General features: G+C 42.3%; 19 protein-coding genes. 16 read left to right on the top strand and 3 right to left on the bottom strand.

The annotated features are described in order from the left end of the window. Positions 1–56: 56 nt before the first annotated feature. From rapZ to whiA, 3 genes are read left to right on the top strand one after another with little or no spacing between them, the layout of a single operon-like run. Complete coding sequence (gene rapZ, locus IGJ12_RS09255) at positions 57–947, top strand: RNase adapter RapZ (protein WP_016611873.1); 891 nt, start codon at positions 57–59, stop codon at positions 945–947. Further along, positions 944–1,945 carry a gluconeogenesis factor YvcK family protein gene (locus IGJ12_RS09250; protein ID WP_008382192.1) on the top strand — a complete coding sequence of 334 codons (1,002 nt, stop codon included), beginning with the start codon at positions 944–946 and terminating at the stop codon, positions 1,943–1,945. The genes rapZ and IGJ12_RS09250 overlap by 4 nt, the downstream gene beginning before the upstream one ends. 18 nt (positions 1,946–1,963) lie before the next feature. Further along, entirely contained in the window at positions 1,964–2,899 is a 936-nt protein-coding gene (gene whiA, locus IGJ12_RS09245; protein WP_005235679.1) for a DNA-binding protein WhiA, read from the top strand. A gap of 88 nt (positions 2,900–2,987) precedes the next feature. On the opposite strand, the gene IGJ12_RS09240 is transcribed toward whiA, so the two are convergent. Continuing rightward, positions 2,988–3,503: a DsbA family protein gene (locus tag IGJ12_RS09240; protein ID WP_430615208.1), complete on the bottom strand. Its 516-nt coding sequence runs from the start codon at positions 3,501–3,503 to the stop codon at positions 2,988–2,990. A 227-nt stretch (positions 3,504–3,730) separates the two neighbouring features. Between IGJ12_RS09240 and nifJ the strand changes: the two genes are divergently transcribed. The 4 genes from nifJ to glmM all read left to right on the top strand — a co-directional run bounded on the left by nifJ (position 3,731) and on the right by glmM (position 11,049). Then, positions 3,731–7,414: a pyruvate:ferredoxin (flavodoxin) oxidoreductase gene (gene nifJ / locus IGJ12_RS09235; protein ID WP_086299392.1), complete on the top strand. Its 3,684-nt coding sequence runs from the start codon at positions 3,731–3,733 to the stop codon at positions 7,412–7,414. A gap of 270 nt (positions 7,415–7,684) precedes the next feature. Further along, a complete protein-coding gene (gene cdaA / locus IGJ12_RS09230; RefSeq protein WP_005235688.1) occupies positions 7,685–8,566 on the top strand; it encodes a diadenylate cyclase CdaA in 882 nt (293 codons plus the stop codon). Then, the gene (locus IGJ12_RS09225; RefSeq protein ID WP_016620048.1) at positions 8,563–9,654 is read left to right on the top strand and encodes a CdaR family protein; all 1,092 of its coding nucleotides are present in this window, start codon (positions 8,563–8,565) and stop codon (positions 9,652–9,654) included. The genes cdaA and IGJ12_RS09225 overlap by 4 nt, the downstream gene beginning before the upstream one ends. A 39-nt stretch (positions 9,655–9,693) precedes the next feature. After that, entirely contained in the window at positions 9,694–11,049 is a 1,356-nt protein-coding gene (gene glmM / locus IGJ12_RS09220; RefSeq protein ID WP_016620049.1) for a phosphoglucosamine mutase, read from the top strand. A 289-nt stretch (positions 11,050–11,338) separates the two neighbouring features. Here the strand turns inward: glmM and glmS are convergent, their stop codons facing one another. Beyond that, entirely contained in the window at positions 11,339–13,150 is a 1,812-nt protein-coding gene (gene glmS / locus IGJ12_RS09215) for a glutamine--fructose-6-phosphate transaminase (isomerizing) (RefSeq protein WP_008382201.1), read from the bottom strand. Positions 13,151–13,595: 445 nt separating this feature from the next. Between glmS and IGJ12_RS09210 the strand changes: the two genes are divergently transcribed. The 8 genes from IGJ12_RS09210 to IGJ12_RS09175 all read left to right on the top strand — a co-directional run bounded on the left by IGJ12_RS09210 (position 13,596) and on the right by IGJ12_RS09175 (position 21,348). Next, positions 13,596–13,886, top strand: a complete 291-nt coding sequence (locus IGJ12_RS09210; protein WP_005235701.1) for a hypothetical protein — start codon at positions 13,596–13,598, stop codon at positions 13,884–13,886. A gap of 32 nt (positions 13,887–13,918) precedes the next feature. Next, positions 13,919–14,950, top strand: coding sequence for a signal peptide peptidase SppA (sppA, locus tag IGJ12_RS09205; RefSeq protein ID WP_430618937.1), 1,032 nt, complete (start codon positions 13,919–13,921; stop codon positions 14,948–14,950). Between the two features lie 2 nt (positions 14,951–14,952). Continuing rightward, positions 14,953–15,783, top strand: coding sequence for an RDD family protein (locus IGJ12_RS09200; protein WP_086332413.1), 831 nt, complete (start codon positions 14,953–14,955; stop codon positions 15,781–15,783). Between the two features lie 37 nt (positions 15,784–15,820). After that, positions 15,821–16,768 (top strand): hypothetical protein, encoded by a 948-nt coding sequence (locus IGJ12_RS09195; RefSeq protein ID WP_086332412.1) that lies wholly within the window; start codon positions 15,821–15,823, stop codon positions 16,766–16,768. Positions 16,769–16,887: 119 nt separating this feature from the next. Then, positions 16,888–18,171 (top strand): trigger factor, encoded by a 1,284-nt coding sequence (gene tig, locus IGJ12_RS09190; protein WP_005235710.1) that lies wholly within the window; start codon positions 16,888–16,890, stop codon positions 18,169–18,171. Between the two features lie 225 nt (positions 18,172–18,396). Then, complete coding sequence (clpX, locus tag IGJ12_RS09185) at positions 18,397–19,641, top strand: ATP-dependent Clp protease ATP-binding subunit ClpX (protein ID WP_005235713.1); 1,245 nt, start codon at positions 18,397–18,399, stop codon at positions 19,639–19,641. 70 nt (positions 19,642–19,711) lie between these two features. Continuing rightward, the gene (gene yihA, locus IGJ12_RS09180; protein ID WP_430618936.1) at positions 19,712–20,296 is read left to right on the top strand and encodes a ribosome biogenesis GTP-binding protein YihA/YsxC; all 585 of its coding nucleotides are present in this window, start codon (positions 19,712–19,714) and stop codon (positions 20,294–20,296) included. Between the two features lie 170 nt (positions 20,297–20,466). After that, the gene (locus IGJ12_RS09175) at positions 20,467–21,348 is read left to right on the top strand and encodes a helix-turn-helix transcriptional regulator (RefSeq protein ID WP_430618934.1); all 882 of its coding nucleotides are present in this window, start codon (positions 20,467–20,469) and stop codon (positions 21,346–21,348) included. Between the two features lie 111 nt (positions 21,349–21,459). Here the strand turns inward: IGJ12_RS09175 and IGJ12_RS09170 are convergent, their stop codons facing one another. Then, the gene (locus IGJ12_RS09170; RefSeq protein WP_008380128.1) at positions 21,460–21,639 is read right to left on the bottom strand and encodes an SPJ_0845 family protein; all 180 of its coding nucleotides are present in this window, start codon (positions 21,637–21,639) and stop codon (positions 21,460–21,462) included. A 130-nt stretch (positions 21,640–21,769) separates the two neighbouring features. Between IGJ12_RS09170 and IGJ12_RS09165 the strand changes: the two genes are divergently transcribed. After that, positions 21,770–23,101: a hypothetical protein gene (locus tag IGJ12_RS09165; protein ID WP_005235720.1), complete on the top strand. Its 1,332-nt coding sequence runs from the start codon at positions 21,770–21,772 to the stop codon at positions 23,099–23,101. The last annotated feature ends 1 nt before the right edge of the window (position 23,102 follow it).

Here is a 23,102-nt window from a genome sequence, read left to right as displayed (position 1 = left end):
TCCAATGATACGCCCGGCATGATATAATAGAGTTGTTTCAGAAAGGAGTTTTACCTATGACTGAAGTGGATCATTTAGAATTGGTCATTATTACTGGGATGAGCGGAGCCGGCAAAACGGTCGCTATCCAGAGTTTTGAAGATATGGGGTACTTTTGTATCGACAATATGCCCCCAAGCTTGATCCCTAAATTTTGGGAACTGATCAAAGAATCAGGAAAAGTGACAAAAATTGCCTTAGTTGTCGATCTGCGTTCAAGATCGTTTTTTGAAGAAATCCAAAGTATGCTGATCGATATTGAAAACACGAATTTTATCGACACACGGATGCTCTTTTTAGATGCATCGGACAATGAATTGGTGTCAAGATACAAAGAAACGAGAAGAGCACATCCTTTGGCGATGGATGGCTTAGTTACGGAAGGCATTCGCAAAGAGCGAGCGATCTTAAACGATTTGAAGACGCGTGCCAGTATTGTTATCGACACAACGTCGTTGACCCCACGGCAACTGAGAGAAAAAATCAATCAAGAATTTCGTGCTTCTCATGAGACAGGGTTTCGTATTGAAATACTTTCGTTTGGCTTCAAGTATGGCTTGCCGATCGATGCTGATATCGTGATGGATGTTCGTTTCTTACCGAATCCCCATTACATTCCAGAGTTGCGTCCTTTAACGGGTAAAGATGAACCCGTGTATGATTACGTCATGTCTTTTCCAGAAACGGAAGAATTCTATCAGCAATTTAGTACACTGTTGCAAACGATCATGCCAGGCTATGTCAAGGAAGGCAAAAGCAGCTTGACGGTGGCTATCGGCTGTACTGGGGGTCAACACCGTTCGGTTGCATTATCGGAGCGCATCGGTGCGGTTTTGGCAGAAGACTATCGCGTCAATATTACTCATCGCGACAAAGATAAGCGCAAAGAGACGGTGAATCGTTCATGAAAATGAAAACGTACCGGATCAGAAAGCCGAAGATCGTTGTGGTAGGTGGCGGAACTGGGTTACCAGTCATCCTGAAGAGCTTGCGGAATCAAGGTGTCGACATCACAGCGATCGTTACGGTCGCTGATGATGGCGGTAGCAGCGGCGAGATCCGCAATTTGGTTTCCTCTATTTCACCACCGGGGGATCTGCGCAATGTTCTGGCGGCTCTATCTGATATGCCGCAATTGTATAATGATATTTTTCAATACCGTTTTAAAGCGGAAGACAAATTTTTAGCCAATCATGCCCTTGGGAACTTGATTATTGCGGCGATTGCTGAAATGCGTAGCAGTACCTATGAAGCCATTCAAATTTTGTCGAAAATCATGCATATCGATGGACGAGTATATCCTTCCTCAGATCTGCCATTGGTGTTGCACGCTGTTTTTAAAGACGGCACCGAAGCGGTAGGCGAGTCCAAAATCGCGGTTGATCGCAAAACGATCGAACGGGTCTTTGTTCGTAATCAAGAAAATAATGATGAGCCGAAAGCAGCTCGTAAAGTTGTTTCATCAATTATGGAGGCAGATATGATCGTCTTGGGTCCTGGTAGTCTCTTTACTAGTATTTTGCCCAATCTCATGATCAGCGAGATCGGCCAAGCAATGTTGGAAACACAAGCTGAAACGGTTTATATTTGTAATATCATGACCCAAAAAGGTGAAACCGAACACTTTAGTGATGCCGACCATGTGAGAGTCTTGCATAAGCATTTAGGCAAACCCTTTATTGATACGGTGTTAGTCAACACCGAGAAAGTTCCAGAAGGATATATGGACCCAGAGATTTATGATGAATATCTTGTACAAGTGAAACACGATTTCCAAGGACTGCGAGAAGAAGCCAGCCGTGTCATTTCAGCTGACTTTCTGGAGCTTAGAGATGGCGGAGTTTTTCATGACGGAGATAAAGTGATTGAAGAACTTCTACGTATCGTTTACGGGGCCAAAATCTAAGAAAGGAGGGATTTTTTTATGTCCTTTGCAGCAGAAGTAAAAAAAGAATTGACTGCATTAGAAGTTCATCGCGAACATGCCAAGGCAGAACTGGCAGCTTTGATTCGGATGAATGGGTCATTAAGTATCAACAACCAGCAATTTGTTTTAAACGTTCAAACAGAAAACGCGGCGATTGCCAGACGTATTTACTCTTTACTAAAAGATCATTACGACGTGCGCAGCGAGTTGCTGGTCCGTCGCAAAATGAAATTAAAAAAGAACAACGTCTACATCGTTCGTTTGAAGCAAGAGACAAAGCGCGTGCTTTTGGACTTAGATATCATGGACGGGCTGATGTTTCAAAGCCATGTTTCTGATGAGATCATGGGCAATACTCAAAAAATGCGTTCCTATTTACGAGGGGCTTTCATGGCATCAGGATCGATCAACAATCCAGAAACTAGCCGCTATCACTTAGAGATTTATTCCATCTACGAGGAGCATAACCAAGATATTTGCGATATGCTAAACGCATATGGTTTGAATGCCCGTGCATTAGAACGTAGAAATGGGTATATTTCTTACTTGAAAGGCGCTGAGAAAATCGCTGATTTTTTGACACTGATCGGCGCCACCAATTCCATGTTGAAATTCGAGGACGTGCGGATCGTGCGAGACATGCGTAACTCAGTCAACCGTTTGGTGAATTGTGAAACCGCCAATATGAACAAAACGATCGATGCTGCTTCGAAGCAGATCGACAATATCGAGTTTATTCAAGATCGAGTTGGCTTGCAAGCTCTACCTGAAAAGCTACAAGAAATCGCCGAATTACGTTTGGAACATCCCGAGGTCAGCTTGAAAGAGCTAGGAGAAATGATTCCATCAGGAGCGATCTCGAAATCAGGGATCAATCATCGCATTCGAAAAATCAACGAATTTGCCGATCATCTTCGTGAACAAGTCAGCTAGTCGAATGGAATAAAAATGAATCAAAAGAGCAGGAGCAGATTTGACGTGGATGTTCGCGTCAAATCTGCTCCTGCCCTTTTATTTGTGGTTACTCATTGATCAATGCAGTTAATTCCTCAGCAGTGATCGATTCATCAAAAATGTGCCCATTTAAGATAATCGTTGGCACAAATTGAATGTTGGCGTTTTTCGCTTCTTCCACAATTTCTCCGGCGATCGCAGGATGATTTTGTTCAGATAGCCCTAAGGTATTTTTCGCATATTCTGCCACTTCATTTAAAGATAGACGACCCCATTCGTCTTGTGTTTGATAAATTTTTGTAATCTCAGCGATCGTTGCCTGAGGATCTGTACTGGAAACAAACCGATGCATCACATTGCCTCGTTGCAATGATTCTTTTTCTTTGTCGAATAATTTGATGACACGGCGTAGTTTCCCAGCTGTGACAGCTTCACTTAAGGTCGGTAACGATTCCTCAAACCATTGCCGACAATAAGGACAACGCAAATTCATAAATTCGACGATCGGTTTAGCGGAAGGGTCTCCGATATGTATCCCTGTTACCGCATTTGTTTCTTGTGCTTTGATGATTGAAATATCCATTAAGATTCCTCCTTTTTCTTTTAGTTTACCGAAGTTTCTACTGAAAGAAAAGCCTCAGGTATTTTGATCCGAGTCTGTGAAATGAGGAGGGAAATTAGCTAAATACTATGTATTTCGTTTCACGAAATAAAGAAAATTACCCAGCCGGTGCTTTTATATTCCTTGATTTTCAGCTATAATGAATTGTGTTTTATTGTGCAAAATGATGATTAAAGGAAGTTATATAGATGAGAAAAAGAAAAACAATGGATGGCAATACGGCAGCTGCCTATATTTCCTATGCCTTTACGGAACTTGCGGCGATCTATCCGATAACCCCTAGTTCAACCATGGCTGAATTAGTGGATCAGTGGTCTGCTCAGGGAAAGCATAATCTTTTTGGGCAGCCGGTGAAAGTGGTTGAAATGCAATCTGAAGCAGGGGCGGCGGGTGTGGTTCACGGCTCATTAAAAACCGGCGCCTTAACGACGACCTATACGGCATCTCAGGGACTTTTGTTAATGGTACCAAATATGTACAAGATTGCTGGGGAAATGCTGCCAGGCGTCTTTCATGTCGCCAGCCGAGCAGTAACAACCAATGCCTTGAATATTTTCGGAGATCATACCGACGTAATGGCCACTCGACAAACAGGCTTTGCTATGCTAGCGGAAAGCAGTGTTCAAGAAGTAATGGATTTAGCGCCAGTCGCTCATTTAGCAGCAATTGAAGCCAACATTCCATTTTTAAACTTTTTTGATGGTTTCCGAACCAGTCACGAGATTCAAAAAATCGAGGTGCTGGACTATGAAGAACTCGCACAACTGGTTAATCATGAAAAGTTGGCTGCTTTTCGTCAAAAAGCGATGAATCCGAATCACCCAACAACGAGTGGGACGAATCAAAATCCTGATATCCATTTTCAACAGCGGGAAACGATCAATCAGCACTATCAAACATTGCCTGAGATCGTTCGTTTTTACATGAAGAAAATCAATGCTTTAAGAGGAACCAACTATGATTTAGTGGATTATTATGGTGCTGCGGACGCCGAAGAAGTTATCGTTTCGATGGGGTCCTCGACGCAAACGATCCAGCAAACGGTGGATCATTTGTGCGCTTCTGGACGCAAGGTGGGAGTCTTGTCGATCCATCTGTATCGACCATTCCCATTAGAAGTCTTCTTAGAAAAAATGCCTGCTACCGTCAAAAGTATCGCTGTATTGGATCGCAGCAAAGAACCTGGTGCCAACGGAGAGTCTTTGCTTTTGGATGTGCAAAGTGCCATGTATGATGCAGCGATTCGGCCGACGATCATTGGTGGACGCTATGGTCTTGGGTCAAAAGATGTAACGCCTGATCAAATCGTTGCCGTTTATGACGAATTGATTAAGCCAAAAGCGAGCCAAAAGAAACGCTTCACCATTGGGATCACGGATGATGTGACGCAATTGTCGTTGCCCTCAAAAGGCACGCTAGATCTAACTGATCCATCCACCTTCCAAGCGAAATTCTGGGGATTCGGCTCTGATGGGACCGTTGGGGCGAATAAGTCAGCAATCAAAATCATCGGTGATCATACCGAAAAATATGTGCAAGGCTATTTCCACTATGATTCGAAAAAATCTGGTGGTCTAACGGTTTCCCATCTGCGATTTGGGGATACCCCCATTCGTTCTACCTATCTGATCGAACACGCGGATTTCGTTGCATGTCATACGCCTGCGTATTTGCATACGTATGATTTGCTGAAAGGACTCAAAAAAGGCGGAACCTTTTTATTAAATACGACCTGGTCACAAGAGCAAATTTTAAATAATCTACCGAAGAAGATGAAACGTTATCTTGCTGAAAACGAGATCCGTTTTTATACCATCAACGCCATGCAGTTGGCAATGGAAGTTGGCTTAGGTGGGCGGATCAATACCGCGATGGAAACAGCCTTCTTTTACTTGGCAAACATCATTCCGACCGAGGAAATCTTGCCGATTTTAAAAGAAGAGGCGCTGAAAAGTTATCGGCACAAATCGATGGCGATCGTTGAAAAGAACCAAGCAGCCATTGATCGCACCATCGAATTATTACAAGAAATCCCTGTTCCAAGCGAGTGGGCAACAATCGAAGTGCCGGAAAGGACATCCACTGCTATGACACAATTTGTGCGGGAAATTGTGGAACCCATCAACCGTCAAGAAGGCAATCAACTATCCGTCGGCACCCTCGTAAGGAACCAAATGACTGAAGGGGTGATCCCTGTCGGGACAACAGCGGTTGAGAAGCGGGGCATCGCTGTTGAAGTGCCCGAGTGGCTATCAGATCGCTGTACCATGTGCAATGAGTGTGCCTTCGTCTGTCCTCATGCGGCGATCCGCCCGTTTTTGGCAGATGAAGATGAATTAACCGAAGCACCGGAAGGCTTTATCGTCAGAGAGATGCGAGGAGCGAACGGCCAAAAATATCGAATTCAAGTTTCCGTTGAAGATTGTACAGGTTGCGGCCTTTGTGTGGAGGCATGTCCCGCCAAAGGGAAAGCCTTGACGATGCGTCCTTACGAAGAACAAAAAGAGCAAGCTTTAAATTGGGCTTTTGCGATGACTTTACGCCAAAAGGAAAATCCAGCAAAACCAGGAACTGTTTTGGGCTCCCAATTCAATAAGCCCTTATTGGAGTTCTCTGGTGCTTGTGCGGGCTGTGGGGAAACCCCTTATGTCAAACTTCTGACCCAAATGTTTGGTGATCGCATGATGATCGCCAATGCGACCGGTTGCTCTTCGATTTGGGGTGGAACCTCACCAGTATCCCCTTATACAACCAATCACTTAGGACAGGGTCCAGCTTGGTCAAACTCGCTGTTTGAAGACAATGCCGAATATGGCTATGGCATGTTCTTAGCCAACCAAACCCGACGGGAGAAATTAGCAGCCCAGTTGCAGTCATTGAAAGCCGCTGTATCAGAAGAATTGCAGGCTTTGATTGATGATTGGGACCTTCATCGAGAAGAAAGTGCTGGGACACAGCAGCGAGCAGCAAAATTGATCGCCGCCTTAGAAGCTGAGGCTTCCACGACACCTCAGCTGAACAAAATCCTGCAGGAAAAAGATTTGTTTGTTAAGCCAAGCCAATGGATGATAGGTGGCGATGGCTGGGCATATGATATTGGGTTTGGCGGTATCGATCATGTTCTCGCTTCTGGTGCAGATGTCAATATTCTTGTGTTAGATAATGAAGTTTATTCCAATACGGGGGGGCAAGTCTCCAAAGCGACACCAACTTCGGCTATTGCTAAATTCGCTGCTAGTGGCAAGTTTGTTTCCAAAAAAGATTTAGGAATGATGGCGATGACCTACGGACATGTCTACGTCGCACAAATCGCATCTGGTGCTAATCAAATGCAAACGATCAAAGCCTTTGAAGAAGCCGAGCGGTTCCCGGGACCGTCAATCATCATTGCCTATACGCCATGTATCACTCACGGTCTTGCTGGCGGAATGCGTCAATCCTTGAAAGAAGCGCAAGAAGCAGTTGCATCAGGGTATTGGAGTCTCTACCGCTATAACCCGCTGTTGGCAGAAAATGGGAAACAGCCAATGACGCTCGATTTCAAAAAGCCAGCATTTGATCAAATGCCTGCCTTTATGCAGACCCAAGTCCGATTTGCTTCCTTGCAGTCTGCCAATCCCAATGCGGCGCAAGCCTTGTTTGAAAAAACCGTTTCAGATGCGAAAACTCGTTTCTATAACTATGCCCGCTTAGCAGGTCAAGAAGAAAAAATTCGAGCAAAGCTTGAAAAAAATGTAAGTACTGATACAGAACAACCAATGGCAGTAAAAACGGAGCGTGTGCGAAGAGAAAAACAGCCGTTAAGCGAAGAACAGCTCGCTGAAAGAGCAGCACGGCGTGCAGCGCGCGCAAAACGTCGTCAGCAAGAATAATCGCTAGCTGAGGAACGACCCTGGAAAAACGCTTTATCACGTTTTTTCAGGGTCGTTTGTTGTTTTTCCTATGAAATGCGTGCAAGAAGCTCTTTTAGATGAAATCTTCTAAGACCTTTGACAAACAATGATTTCATGATAATGGTAAACTAAATAAAAGAGCTGTTTATTTTTTCAAAACTTTTTCATAAATTTGTTTTTTTTCAAATCTTTGAAGAGGTCCTATGTTATACTATTATCTGAAGTCTTAAGAATAAAGGAAGGCTGTTTATGTTGATAAATTTCAGGGATTTTTTTAATTTAGATTATTGGAGAGAATTGCTCTCATTTGATATATTTTCTTGGTCTTTTTTAGTAAATGTTTTAGATGTGATCGTTGTTTGGTACTTGGTTTATAAGCTTATCCAGCTTGTGCGAGGGACAAAAGCGATCCAGTTGTTCAAAGGAGTCGGACTGTTCATTGTTCTAAGGTTTTTGGCTGGTATCGTAGGATTAAAGACGCTATCTTGGTTGATGGATCAAGTCATTACTTATGGGGTGATCGCCGCAATTGTTATTTTCCAACCAGAAATTCGACGGGGGCTAGAGCATCTTGGACGCAGCTCTTTCTTCAAGACTTCTAAAAACGAAAAACGGCGGGATGAAGTTTTGGTCCAAGCACTGGACAAAGCTGTTCAATATATGGCAAAACGAAAGATCGGTGCATTGATCACGATCGAGCGGACGACTGGTTTAGAAGAATACATCGAAACTGGGATTCCCTTAGATGCGGATGTGACGGGCGAACTACTGATCAATATTTTTATTCCTAATACACCGCTGCATGATGGTGCAGTCATTTTAAGAGATGATAAGATCGCTGTTGCTAGTGCCTACTTGCCATTGTCAGAAAGTCCACTGATTCCGAAAGAATTCGGGACACGTCATAGAGCAGCTGTTGGGATATCAGAAGTCAGTGACGCATTGACCATTATCGTCTCAGAAGAAACCGGCGACGTTAGTATTACGCTAAATAATCGCATGCTGACTGAACTTTCTCGCCAAGAGTATCTCGACGTGTTGAATCGCGAATTAGTTCCGGAAGAAAAACCTGGCAAACGCAACTTGCTGCAATCTTTCTTTGAAGGGGTCAACAAAGGAGGAAGAAAATGATCAAGAAAGAGCGTCGTCAAAACGTATTTTATGGTATACTAGCGCTGTTCTTTAGTCTGGTTTTGTTTTTCATCGCCAGCGGATCAAGCCTGCAAGTCAATCTTGCGGGAACATCAAATCCTTATGAGGAAGAGATCGAAAATGTACCGATTCAGACCACCTACGACACGGATGAATACTTCATCCAAGGATTTGAAACAACAGTGGATGTGACTTTATCTAGTCGAAATCGGGTACAATTGAATGCAGAACGTAGTGAGGAAACACGGAGCTTTCGAGTCGTAGCTGATTTGACTGGGCTCGATGAAGGAACCCATGAGGTCCCTTTAGAAGTAAAAAATCTTAGTTCAAGCGTCACAGCTGAAATCGAACCAAAAACAGTCACTGTGACGATCGAGAAAAAAGTGACCCAAACGTTTACCGTTGAACCCGTCATCTCCACTGACGGAGCAACGAGTGGTTACGGCGTCGATTCAATGAGTGTCGATCCGCAGAAAGTAGAAATCACAACTGGCGATCAAACATTAGCTGAAATCGACCGAGTGGTAGCGATCGTAAATCCAGATGATATCACTGGGGATTCGATCACTGTCAATGGAACCATCGAAGCCTGGGATAGCGACAACAATCCATTAGCGATCATCGCGGATCCTGATTCGGTAGATGTTGCATTGGTGATGGAGGCTCCAAGCAAAGAAATTGAATTGTTTGTTACACAACAAGGGACAACTCCAGACGGGATCTCCCATTACATTTATCGCATGAGTAGTATCAGTGCCGTTCTGACAGGACCACAAAGTATCTTGGATGAAACCCAACAGATCGGTGTGCCGGTGGACGTTAGTGAGATCACGACAACGACGGAACGGACAGTAACCATTCCAGTGCCTGAGGGGACAACAATCAATCCAACGGTCGTGACGATCCAAATCACACCGGTTGCAGAAGCTACTACGGAGAATCAATCAAACAATGATAGCAATGAAGCAGTGAATAGTGAGAATTCTCAAGACAACTCTTCAACAGACGACACGACGAACGAACAAACAGAGAATTCCGCAAGCAGCACGACGACAAGTAGTTCTTAGTCGTTTGACTGTAGAGAATGAATAAGAGAGGTTATTAAAATGGGAAAATATTTTGGTACTGATGGTGTTAGAGGAGAAGCTAACAAGGAATTGACACCTGAGTTAGCATTTAAATTGGGGCGTTACGGCGGCTATGTACTAAGTCAACATGAAACCGGAGACCGTCGTCCTCGCGTATTGGTTGGGCGAGACACACGAATTTCTGGACAAATGCTAGAAAGCGCATTGATTGCTGGTTTGTTATCCGTTGGGATCGAGGTATTTCAATTAGGCGTTATTTCCACACCAGGAGTGGCATACTTGACGAAAGTACAAAAAGCAAGCGCAGGTGTGATGATCTCTGCCTCTCACAATCCTGCACAAGACAATGGGATCAAGTTCTTCGGAAATGATGGCTTTAAATTAGTCGATGAACAAGAAGCTGAAATTGAAGCATTGCTTGATGCGCCGGAAGATACACTTCCTCGACCTTCTGCCGATGGCTTAGGAACGGTGGATGAGTTCCCAGAAGGGTTATTGAAATACTCTCAATTTCTACGTCAAACAATTCCTGACGATTTAGAAGGGATCACGGTTTGTGTCGATGCAGCAAATGGCGCAACAGCTACAAGCGTTAATCGTTTGTTTGCCGATCTAGAAACAGAATTCTTCACAATGGGAACTTCCCCAGATGGGTTGAACATCAATGATGGTGTTGGTTCGACTCACCCCGAACCATTAGCCGAATTCGTCGTTGAAAAAGGGGCCGATGCTGGTCTTGCATTTGATGGAGATGGCGATCGGGTCATCGCAGTTGATGAACTAGGAAATATCGTTGATGGCGATAAGATCATGTATATCTGTGCAAAATATTTAGCAGAACAAAAACGCTTGAACCAAGGAACGATCGTTACAACAGTCATGAGCAATTTAGGGTTCCACAAAGCAGTGGAAGCAATTGGTCTGAAAGATGTGATCACACAAGTCGGTGACCGTTATGTCGTAGAAGAAATGCGTAAAAACGATTATAATTTCGGTGGCGAGCAATCAGGGCATATGATTTTCTTGGATTTCAATACGACAGGTGACGGTTTACTATCAGGAATTCAACTATTGAATATCATGAAACAAACGGGCAAGAAACTGTCGGAATTAGCAGGAGAGGTAACGATCTATCCACAAAAACTTGTCAACATTCGAGTGACAGATAAAAATGGTGCGATGGATGTTCCAGCTATCCGTAAAATCGTGGAAGAGACAGAAGCAGAAATGAACGGTGAAGGCCGGATCTTGGTTCGTCCTTCAGGAACAGAACCATTGCTTCGGGTGATGGCAGAAGCACCAACCATTGAAAAAGTCGATTACTATGTTGAAAAAATCGCAGCGGTCGTTCGAGAAGAAATCGGTGCGGAATAAATGAAGAAGTAAGACGATCAAAGATATTCTTTGGTCGTCTTTTTTGTCTACTTACCAGCAAGAAGCCAACTTGCGAACTAGAGAAACTTGTCAACGAATTTGTCGACAACGCTTAAAAGGGAACACGCCGTGGGCAAGCCTTGCGAAGTATAGTTGCTTTTAAAAGTCTTTTCGGATTTGTTGGGCAGAAAACAAGAAAAAAGAACCCCTATGAACGATCGAGTCATCGAACGAGGAGTTCTTTTTATTAAACAGAAGATAACCAATTCGGTTTCAGTTTTTTAAAAAACTATTCAACGGTAACGGATTTTGCTAAGTTTCTTGGTTTATCAACATCGAATCCGCGTTGTAAAGTGGCAAAGTAAGCCAGCAGCTGTGTTGGAACGACTGCCACTAAGCTGGTTACCAATGGATGAACATTTGGCAAAATGATTTGATCAGTCGCTTTTGCTAACTCTTGACTAACGATCACAAGGGTGTGAGCCCCACGAGATTCGACTTCTTTCAAATTGCCTCGCGTATGAGAGCCAGTCACTTCTTCCGTGATCACACCGATCACTGGTGTACCTTCTTCGATCAACGCGATGGTGCCGTGTTTTAATTCACCAGCCGCAAAGCCTTCCGCTTGGATATAAGAAATTTCTTTTAATTTCAATGCCGCTTCCATTGATACATAGTAATCATTCCCACGACCAATGTAAAATGCATTACGGGTTTCGGAAAGAAAATCTTCAGCAAATTGACTGATAACAGCTTTTTCATCCACTAAAGCCTCCATTGCAGAAGCAACGATGCTTAGTTCATGGAACACGTCAAAATCCAATGCTTCAGGGACAGCTTTTTCATCACCAATGGCTTTTGCTAATAAGGTCATGACAGCGATCTGTCCGGTATATGCTTTTGTAGAGGCAACGGCGATTTCTGGACCAGCATGAAGCAATAAGGTATGGTTCGCTTCTCGAGAAAGAGTAGAACCAGCAACATTGGTAATCGTGAGACTAGGAAGACCTAACTGGTTGATCGTCACTAATACTTGACGGCTATCTGCCGTTTCACCACTTTGTGATAAGAACAAGAAGAAGGGTTTTGCTGACAACAATGGCATGTTGTAGCCAAACTCACTAGATAAGTGAACCTCAACAGGGATCTGTGTTAGCTTTTCTAAAATGGATTTTGCTGCCCAACCAGCATGATTACTGGTACCACATGCGATGATGTAGATTCGATCGCTCGCTAAAAGTTCGTTTTTTAACGCTGGATCGATTACTACTTCACCGGATTCTCCTTGATATTCTTGGATCAAGCGGCGCATCACGGTTGGTTGATCATCGATTTCTTTTAACATGTAGTAAGGGTACGTTCCTTTTTCGATGTCAGTCAGATCTAGTTGTGCTTCATAAGATTCACGGTACACAAGGTTTCCTTTTGGATCTTCGATTTCGATCGCATCGGCTGTTACGGTCACCATTTCGCCATCTTCGATCTCAACAAAATGAGTCGTTTGATCGAGCATTGCTAAGGCATCGCTGCAAATGACATTAAATCCATCTCCCAAACCGATCAATAAGGGACTTTTATTTTTAGCAACATAAATGGTTTCTGGATCTTTTTTTTCTACTAAAGCAAAGGCATAAGAGCCGCGAATCAAGGACAAAGCTTTTTTAAAGGCCGCTTTGGTCGTGCTGTTGTCTTGCTCTTTCAACACTTCAATCAAATGAACAACGATTTCGGTATCTGTTTGACCTTCAAACTGGTGGTTGCTTAAATATTCTTGATGAAGCTCTTCAAAGTTTTCGATCACACCATTATGAACCAAAACGAGTGCTTGGTTTGCCGAAGTGTGAGGATGAGCATTCATTTCTGATGGCTTGCCATGGGTCGCCCAACGGGTATGTCCGATACCGATCGTTCCTGTTACTTCAGAAGTCACTTTTTCTTCCAAGTTTTTGATTCTTCCTTGGGCTTTCACTAAATGATCCGAAGTCCGATCAGCGACATAAAGGCCTGCTGAGTCATAGCCCCGATACTCTAAGCGTTCCAATCCGTTTAAAATAATTCGTTCTGCATTTGATTTTCCTACGATTCCTACAATTCCACACATAATGATAATCCTACTTTCAAAAAATTTAGTTTGGCATTATGTATTTCTATCTGCGCAGCAAGTCTTTGTCATCATCTTACGATGAGATTTGTTCTTGCCTGTAGAGTGCAGTCCCTAGAGTCATCCGCCGAATGTTTCGATAAACTCTTTCCTCGTCATCTGTTTCCAGATCAGGCGCTATCCATATTGGTCTATCTATCCTCCTTGTGAAATATTTTATAGAAATACAAGCAATATCATAATATTTATTCCTGTTTCTGTCAACTGTAAGTTATATGAAAATAATTGGTATAGTTATTGGTAAGGTTGATTTGAACCAGTCTAAAGGGAATCAAAATAGCTGACATAGCTTTGTCGAATAAGATTCCCAAGAAATTTCCTCATAAAGCTATGCTTTTTTTTTTAAGTTCGCTACAATAAAAAAGTAAGAAAGTGAGGGAATGAAATGCCAGAATTTGTAAATTGTATGACTTTTTCAGAGCTAAAGAAAATAGTAGCTGCGATAGAAAAAGATCCTAATGTCACAGATGAAACAAAGGTCATGTTGGATACGGGCTGGGACAGCTTGCAAGAAATTTTACCCGGATCAGTCACCGTGGAAACCGCGCAAACATTCAAAGTCCAGGATGAACTAACAAAGGAATTTTTTGGCGGCTACGTCTTAGCTGAAAAAAGCGAGAAATTTGATGCGGTTGGTGACGAAGAAGCAGTGATCGTCATCAAAAATCTATACTAAATTATGGGAAAGGCGAAAAGTTAGGTGGGAAAATGAATAAAAGAAGATGGATCGCAGCGGCGATCGCAGCAGGGTTATTTATCTGCTCGGGGGTTTTTTCAGTAATCACAAATCGTTCAGAGCAAGAGGAAACTCAAACGCTGCAAGGTTTAAATGCTTTGTTCTACGGAAGTAATGCGATCGAAGAGACAACGTTAGTTGCCGGAGATCAAGACAATCGCATTGTTCGCTTATCTTTAGAAGGAACGATCGCCAGCAGCTCCAGTGGCGGCTTATTCACAACAGAATCTTATGATCATCAGCGATTTTTAGAAGAACTACGGATGATCCAAGAAGATCCAACTATTGGGGGCATCTTGATGGAAGTCAATACCCCAGGAGGCGGCGTCTATGAAAGTGCCGAGATTGCTCGTGAATTAGCAAAAATCAAAGAGTTAGGGATTCCGATGTATGTCAGTATGAAAAACATGGCAGCCAGTGGCGGTTATTATATTTCGGCAGGTGCTGATAAAATTTTCGCAACGGATGAAACGATTACCGGTTCGATCGGAGTGATCATGTCGGGGCTCAACTATGCCGGCTTATTCGAAAAGCTAGGGATCGAAGACAATACGTATAAAAGTGGTGCACTAAAAGATGTAGGTTCAGCAACGAGAGAGCCAACAGAAGCCGATAAAGAAGTCTTGCAGACCTATGTCGACAATGCTTATGGTCGGTTCGTTAAAATTGTGGCTGAAGGACGCGGCATGACAGAAGAAGCCGTTAGAAAGATCGCTGATGGCCGCATCTATGATGGTCAGCAAGCAGTGTCTGTTGGCTTAGTGGATGAAATCGGTTTTCCTGAAGATACATTAGCAGCAATGCAAGCAGATCTAGGCTTGGAAGATGCAGAGATTTTCAGCTATGACGTTTCATCTACTGGATTTGCTTCTACTTGGTTAGGTTCAAGTTTAGCCGAACTGCAAGGACTAAAAGAATCAAATACAGAACGAGTGATCCAATTGATGGAAAGCCTAGGAACAAGCGATGCCCCTAAACCTCTTTATTACTATGGAGGTGAATAACTATGACAGATAAAAACAAGTATTCCGCTGCCGCATCGTCAACAGATGACAATCACACAAGTACATCAATCGATCAAAGGGAACAGCGCGAAACCTCCACACCGTCAACCGGTCATACGGATGTACGAACTGAAGCGCAGGTTTCAGAAACAGCCGAACCAGTAAACGCCAGCAAAGCGATGAAGAACGCACAAGTAAACCATCCCGATGATTTTTATCAACAAGTCTTGACGTCTTTTCAAGAAGAAGAGTATAACCAAAGTGAAATCGAAGAAAGACAAAAAGCGTGGCAACATTTTGAAGAACCTGAAAAACAGACCGAAGACAAACGGTTCTTTAATGACTTTCCTAGCTACTTTTTTGCCGGTTTTTGGATACGTCTGTTTGCTTTTTTAGTGGATCTTCTAGTGATCCGGGCAATCACGCAAATAACGATCGGCAGTATCTATAATCTAGCGAATCTAACGGCAACTAACCAGCGGTTTGGACTTTACAACGTCTGTGCCTTAGCGATCTATCTGGGCTATTTTGTTCTGATGACGAAGCTGAATCATGGCCAAACAATTGGGAAAATGCTCTTTGGCATTCGCGTTATTTCTTTTGTAGAAGAAGAACTCAGTTGGCAAACGGTCTTGATCCGCGAACTTTGCGGGCGCTATGTGCTGCAATTCAATGTTTTCTTTTATCTCGGTTATTTACCAATCGTCTTTAATAAAAATAAGCAGCAGGCTGCGGATTATTTTGCAGAAACAAGTGTGGTAACCATCAATTTGATCAAGGCCTTTAATAAACAGGTGGATGCCAATCACGTAATGATTGGTGCACAAAACTAACTAGCAGATCAAGCAATTAGTAAAGGAGGGGTCGTGAATGGGTGAGACGATTGATTTCCCGGGACCAAATGAGCGGCTTCGTCTGGCGGCAGAAAAAGCCTACCAGTCAAAAGAGTTTTTGCAGGCTTTTCGTTTGTACAATGAACTTTATCAAAAAAACGCCAGTTTTGAGATCAATCAATGGCTCGTGGAATGCTTGCAACAGCTGAATGATTTTGCCAAAGCGTTAGATCTTGCGGAAGACTATCTAGATGATTATTTGAAACAAACTGATGGTTTTTTACAAATTGGTCATCTGCTGATCTTGGATGGTCAATACTTAAAAACTCGGCGCTGGCTTACATTAGGTCAGAAAACAAAAATTCCAAAACGCTATCAGGAACAGTTGGCTAGTGAACTAGCTAAAGTAGAAGAAGTACAACAAATTTTAGGATTGGAAGATTTTCATGGGAAACGCAAGCATTTACGCGCATTAGATGAAGCCAATCAACCGGTGAGTGCAACAGAGTGGCACATTTTTACCCAAGCTATTACCAAATCACAATTTATCTCGCTGATGCATGACACGTTGGCTTCCATCAAAAATCCGTATTTGCTACCTAAATTAGTGGATGAGCTCGTGCGTCTTGAAGTGGACGAACCTTTTGACCTAATCGATTACCTTGGGAATATGCAGCAAATCGTTCCGAAAGAATTGAAACTTTTACAGGAGGATGACGCTGTTAAAGCGATCCATAAAGCGATCGAAGAAACGATCGCCCAAGAGGACCCGATTTTAGCGGAAAGTGTCTCAGCAGAAATCGATGATCATTTAGCGATAAGTTACCCGTTTTTACCGGCAAAAGAAGAGGCAAACGCATGGGTGGCAAGCTACATTGAAGATTATCGCGGGTTATTTGAAGAAAAAGAACAGCCAAAAGCAGACAATGAAATAGAAGAACGCAAACGACACTTGCGCAATATCCTACGTTTGAGCATTCGCTGAAAGAAAAATTCGCAACTTTCATGGTAAAATGTTTACAATTAAACAACGTTAGTGTACTATTTAAAGGTATGCATGAAGCTATTTCATATGTAAATCAATTAATATTCGGAGGGAAATAAATGACTGCAAAATGGGAAAAAACAGGCACCAATGATGGTGTTTTGACATTTACGATCGCTCAAGCGGAAATCCAAAAAGGCTTGACGACTGCATTCAATAAAGTGAAAGGCAATCTTAACGTACCTGGCTTCCGTAAAGGGAAAGTTTCACGCCAAGTATTTAACCGTATGTACGGCGAAGAAGCGTTGTATGAAGATGCATTGAACGCTGTTCTTCCAGAAGCTTATGAAGCTGCTGTAAAAGAAGCAGGGATCGATCCGGTTTCGCAACCAAAAATCGACGTTGACAGCATGGAAAAAGGTCAAGACTGGGTAATCAAAGCAGAAGTTACTGTAAAACCTGAAGTAAAACTTGGTGATTACAAAGATTTAACTGTTGAAAAACAAGACCGTGAAGTAACAGAAGAAGACGTTGATGCACGCATCAAACGCGAACAAGAAGCACAAGCTGAATTAGTTATCAAAGAAGACGAAGCAGCTGAAAATGGCGACACAGTCGTTATCGACTTTGAAGGCTTCTTAGGAGAAGAAACATTTGAAGGCGGCAAAGGTGAAAACTACTCACTTGAACTTGGCTCAAACTCATTCATCCCTGGTTTTGAAGAACAATTAGTAGGAACAAAAGCTGGCGATAGCAAAGACGTTACCGTGACTTTCCCAGAAGATTATCAAGCAGAAGATTTAGCTGGTAAAGAAGCAGTCTTCAAAGTAACGGTTCACGAAGTAAAAGCAAAAGAACTTCCTGAATTAGATGATGAATTCGCAAAAGACGTTGATGACAGCGTTGAATCATTAGCTGAATTAAAAGAAAAATATCGTGCTGAATTGACTGAAACAAAAGAAAAAGCAGCAGAAGATGCAAAAGATGAAGCTGCGATCCGTCAAGCAGTTGAAAACGCAGAAATCGTTGAATTACCACATTCAATGGTACATGATGAAGTACACCGTTCAATGGATGAGTTCTTGAACAATATGCAACGTCAAGGAATCTCACCAGAAATGTATTATCAATTAACTGGTTCAACTGAAGCAGATCTTCACACACAATTTGAAGGCGAAGCAGAAACACGCGTGAAAACAAACCTTGTCATTGAAGCGATCGCTAAAGAAGAAGGTTTGGAAGCAACAGAAGAAGATATCGAAAAAGAAATCAAAGAACTTTCTGAAGCTTACAATATGCCAGTAGATCAAATCAAACGCGTCTTAACAGAAGACATGTTGAAACATGATATTACAATGAAAAAAGCAGTTGAACTTGTAACAGGTACTGCAAAAGAAGCGTAGGCAAAACTCTAAAAACGGCGAACATCTAGTGGTGTTGGCCGTTTTTTCATGGGAGTAAATAGGGGGTATTTCGGAATTACTAACAAATGATAAGAAAACGTTAGGCAAAGTAAAAATGACTTTTTCTTTCAAAAAAGTTATGATATGATTGTTTAAGACTGCAAAGTTAGTAAACCAAATTCCACTCCTTTAAATAGGTTGGAAAATTTTCAAGGGGTGAACAGTATGTACGATAATACAAACGGTAATGAAGCTGTTCGTTGTTCTTTTTGCGGAAAAACGCAAGAAGAGGTGAAAAAGATCGTTGCAGGGCCTGGGGTCTATATCTGTAATGAGTGCATTGATTTGTGCAAAGAAATCATTGATGAAGAGTTTTACGAAGAAGCAGTTCGGGAGTTTACCGAAGTGCCGAAACCGCAAGAACTATTGAATGTCCTCAATGAATATGTGATTGGACAAGATCGTGCCAAACGAACATTGGCTGTAGCGGTTTATAATCACTACAAACGCGTCAATGTAGAAACGACAGCTGAAGATGTGGAGTTACAGAAAAGCAATATTTGCTTGATCGGACCAACAGGTTCAGGTAAAACATTTTTGGCACAAACGCTAGCACGTTCACTGAATGTGCCTTTTGCAATCGCTGATGCAACCAGTTTAACAGAAGCCGGCTATGTCGGTGAAGATGTGGAAAATATTCTTTTGAAGCTTTTACAAGCTGCTGATTATAATGTAGAAATGGCTGAAAAAGGGATTATCTATATTGATGAGATCGATAAAATCGCCCGTAAGAGTGAAAATGTATCGATTACTCGTGATGTCTCCGGTGAAGGTGTTCAGCAAGCTTTGCTGAAAATCCTAGAAGGAACCACTGCTAGTGTGCCGCCTCAAGGGGGACGGAAACATCCGCATCAAGAGATGATCCAAATCGATACGACCAATATTCTCTTTATCGTTGGTGGGGCGTTTGACGGGATCGAAACAATTGTTAAAAACCGCTTAGGTGAAAAAACCATTGGGTTTGGTACAAACAACAAACGTCTTGAAGAAGGCGAGAGCGTGATGCAACAGATCATTCCTGAAGATTTGCTTAAATTCGGTTTGATCCCTGAATTTATCGGCCGTTTGCCAGTGATGGCTGCTTTAGAGAAATTGACGGTAGATGATTTAGTGCATATTTTGACTGAACCAAAAAATGCCCTTGTCAAACAATATCAAAAATTGATGGCATTAGATGACACAGAACTCGAATTTGAGCCAGAGGCTTTACGTGCGATTGCTGCGCAAGCAATTGAGCGAAACACCGGTGCTCGTGGATTACGTTCGATCATCGAAAATATCATGATGGAAGTCATGTTCAATGTTCCTTCTGATGAGTCGATTCAAAAAGTCACTATTACGGAAGAAGCTGCGAAAGGACTTGGCGAACCAAAAATCATTTACAATGAAGAGACAAAAAAAGCAGTCTAATCGAGACCAAGTCGGATAGTTTCATTGCTATCCGGCTTTCTTTTTGAAAAAAATGAAAAGGAGCGATCCAATGAAAGTACATGAAGCTGAGATCGTCATTAGTGCTGTTTCACCAGCACAATACCCAGATACACCCTTACCGGAGATTGCCTTAGCAGGGCGCTCCAATGTCGGTAAATCTTCCTTTATCAATACATTGATTAACCGTAAAAACTTAGCCCGAACCTCGTCAAAACCGGGGAAAACCCAAACATTGAATTTTTATTTGGTTGAAAATACGCTGCATTTTGTCGATGTCCCTGGCTATGGCTATGCAAAAGTATCAAAAACCGAGCGAGCAAAATGGGGAAAAATGATTGAAACGTACCTCGAACAAAGAGAGCAGCTGCGAGCAGTAGTATCTTTGGTAGATTTGCGCCATGCACCTTCCCAAGAAGATGTTCAGATGTATGAATTTTTAAAGTATTATGAGATCCCTGTGATCGTTGTTGCCACCAAAGCAGACAAAATCCCTCGTGGGAAATGGAATAAGCATGAAAGTATGATCAAAAAAGCGTTGTCCTTTGATCCAGCTGATACGTTCATTCTTTTTTCTTCCATTACCAAACAAGGAAAAGAAGAAGCATGGAAAGCCATCGAAGCAGCAATCAAATAATTTTGAATAAAGAAACGAAGCGAGCAAGTCGCTCCCTTCGTTTTTTTGCTTTTTAAAAGTAAAAATTGGGGATTTAGGCTATTCTACGGAGCGTAGAGTGCCAAATTTGCCCAATTTCAGCGAAAATCTCCTTAATATTTGTTAAACTTGTAACAAGGAGGTGTGGTCGAATGCATGAAACATTAAGTAAAAAATTAAAAGACTATCGATCAAGACATAACTTAACCCAGAAGGAATTAGCTGCGAGGTTATTTGTTTCTGATAAGGCCATTTCAAAATGGGAACGAGGAAATGGGTTGCCAGACATCGAGACATTGGTTCGTCTCGCCGATTTATTAGGCACTCCAGTGGAAGAGCTATTAAAAGAAAAGAAAGAAACCTACTATTATGAATACAAAAGTGAACGGAGGGTTCTACGGCTTCCGTTAATGCACATTTTGATTCCCAATTTATTCTTATTACTGAATCAAGTGACGAGCGTTCGAGAGTTTTTTGTTCTGATGAAAGAGGTACCCACTGCGTCTGGCTGGTTCTGTCTTGGCGTTAAAGCCAAAGGGGTCATTGCTATGGGGCTTATCAGTTTGGGACTGCTATCGATCGGTGTTATGTCCTTTGGCGCGTTGGCAATCGGGACCATCAGCATCGGCGCGTTCGCTTTTGGTCATTTCTGTTTTGCCTTGCTCGTTGGTATAGGAAATATCGCCGTTGGATCGGTTGTTGTTGGAAATGTTGGTATCGGATTACTTGCATTAGGAAATGTTGCTGTTGCATGGATTGGAGTTGCAAATTATGGTGTAGGGAGTTTTATGGCTGTTTTGCCATCGAGTGCAACGGCAAAGGATTTCAATCATGCGATTCAGCAACTGCTAGCGACAGACATCCCGGATTTGATCAAAACCACTTTTTTTGAACCAATGATTCGCTTTACTCAATCCCCAATCGTGGTAGCTGGCTTTGTGGTCACGATCCTAGCAGGCGTCGTTTTCATTCTTTGTCTGGTGATTATCGGCTTGATTCGCTTACGGCAAAGTGTTTTATATGAAAAGTTGTAATGTGAGAAGGAGGATCAGATTCTAATTCTCCCAGATAAGTTGATTTGGTCGCTCATTTCTTAGCTAAAAAGGTAAAAAAGGCAAGGACCTCGCAGTCCTGTGCCTTTTTTGTTAGTCTGCTTTTTTTATATTATTTGCTTTTTTTTGCTCTTTTTCATCATCAGGTTCGTTTTTTAAGAAACGCTCAATGTCCTTTTCCTGCTTTTTATTGTCTTTGTCGTTATCGGGAAGAAAGGCAAAATCATCAAACATTTTATCTAGCGAGTCTTCTCGTTGGAATTTTAAGCCCATAAGGTTCACCTCCAAGCGCCTTTAGTTTACCACGAACGGTCGTAGATTTCACCAAAAAAAAGCGAAATAGTGTTCAATCGTTTCTCCCTTTACTATAATTAAAGAAAGGGGATAGAAAAGAGGGATAGCGATGATCAAAACTGAAAAAATTTACGGCTTTCTACAATCGACACAAATGGAAGCATCACAGTTACGTTTGTTGATTGAAAATTGGTTCGCTTTGGTTCGTCTTAGCTATCAGCCGACGGAATACTATTACAATCAGCAAGAAAAGAAACCTTATGATTTTGATGAGGTCAGTCAACTGCTGCATAGCGCCCCTGAAGAAATCAATACTGAATTGATTGTGACGGACGGCCAAAATGAGTCCAGTATCCATATCATTCAAGAGGCTGTTTTACAACGGCACCTGTTTACGAAAGACGTATTTTCCACACAGAAAACAGTGATTTTAAGTTACTTCGATGAAACGATGCAAAGAGATGGATTGTTTGGCTATTTGCGTTCATATGATGAGTACCTGATGCATAACGTCGAGCGAATCGAGAAAAGACAAAATTTTCAATCGATTGCTGAAATCAACGCGTTACCGAAGCGGAAAAATTTTGAACAAGAGATCGTTATTGATTGCAATCAATTTGCTGGGTACGATGTTTTTTACAATGGCTACACACTGACCTCTTGTTGGCGAATGTACTTTTCGGTATTCTATGCCCGTATTATTCCTCAGGTGATCATTACGGATGCCCAACAAGTCGAGCAGGTCCAAGTTAGAGATCAGGGAATCGTGATGGTGGAATTGTATCGCGATCCGTTTCAGTGGGATCACGAGTTGAATCTTTCATACCAGCGTTTGTTTCGCGATCAAACTGGGATCGATCAATTGACATGGGATAATGGCGTCGGTATTTTGAGGGAACCATATATTGAGTACGCCTTTGGCGACCAATTGATCCAAACCATCCAGTACCAAAATGATCGGCTGCAGCCGACGACTAAGCGTAACGCGACACATTTCGTCACTCGAAGCTTCGATTTGGTGAACGAAGAGTACCAGGAGCGACGGGTGAAAGGTTACTTGAATGCACAAGCGTATTTTCCTTGGATCGACCAAGACCGGTTGCGCATGATGGATTATATTGTATTAAAACCGGAATTGACTATAGATGATGGAATTGAGGCATATGCCTTTTATATTCGGAATCACCTCGAAATTGATTACTCAGAGGATCGCTTTAAAGACTATACAGCTTGCTTACAATTTTATTTACCAGAAACAGCCTTGAAGGAGCTGCCGATAGACGGATTGAAAGCAGCGATGCCGGATGTTCATTTTGGCTATTTGCACCGCACGCGCAAATATACGTGGGTTAACCTAAAGAAGGATGGGAAAAAACTACGAGTGTATTTTATGAATACCCAAAAGCTAGTCGAACAGCAGCTCTTTACCAATCAAGAATGAA

Origin of the sequence: Enterococcus sp. DIV0802b (assembly GCF_050543535.1) — a bacterium.
Lineage (GTDB): Bacteria > Bacillota > Bacilli > Lactobacillales > Enterococcaceae > Enterococcus_D > Enterococcus_D entomosocium.
Note: the sequence above shows the minus strand (reverse complement) of the source record. Positions and strands in the feature narration are given on the sequence as shown.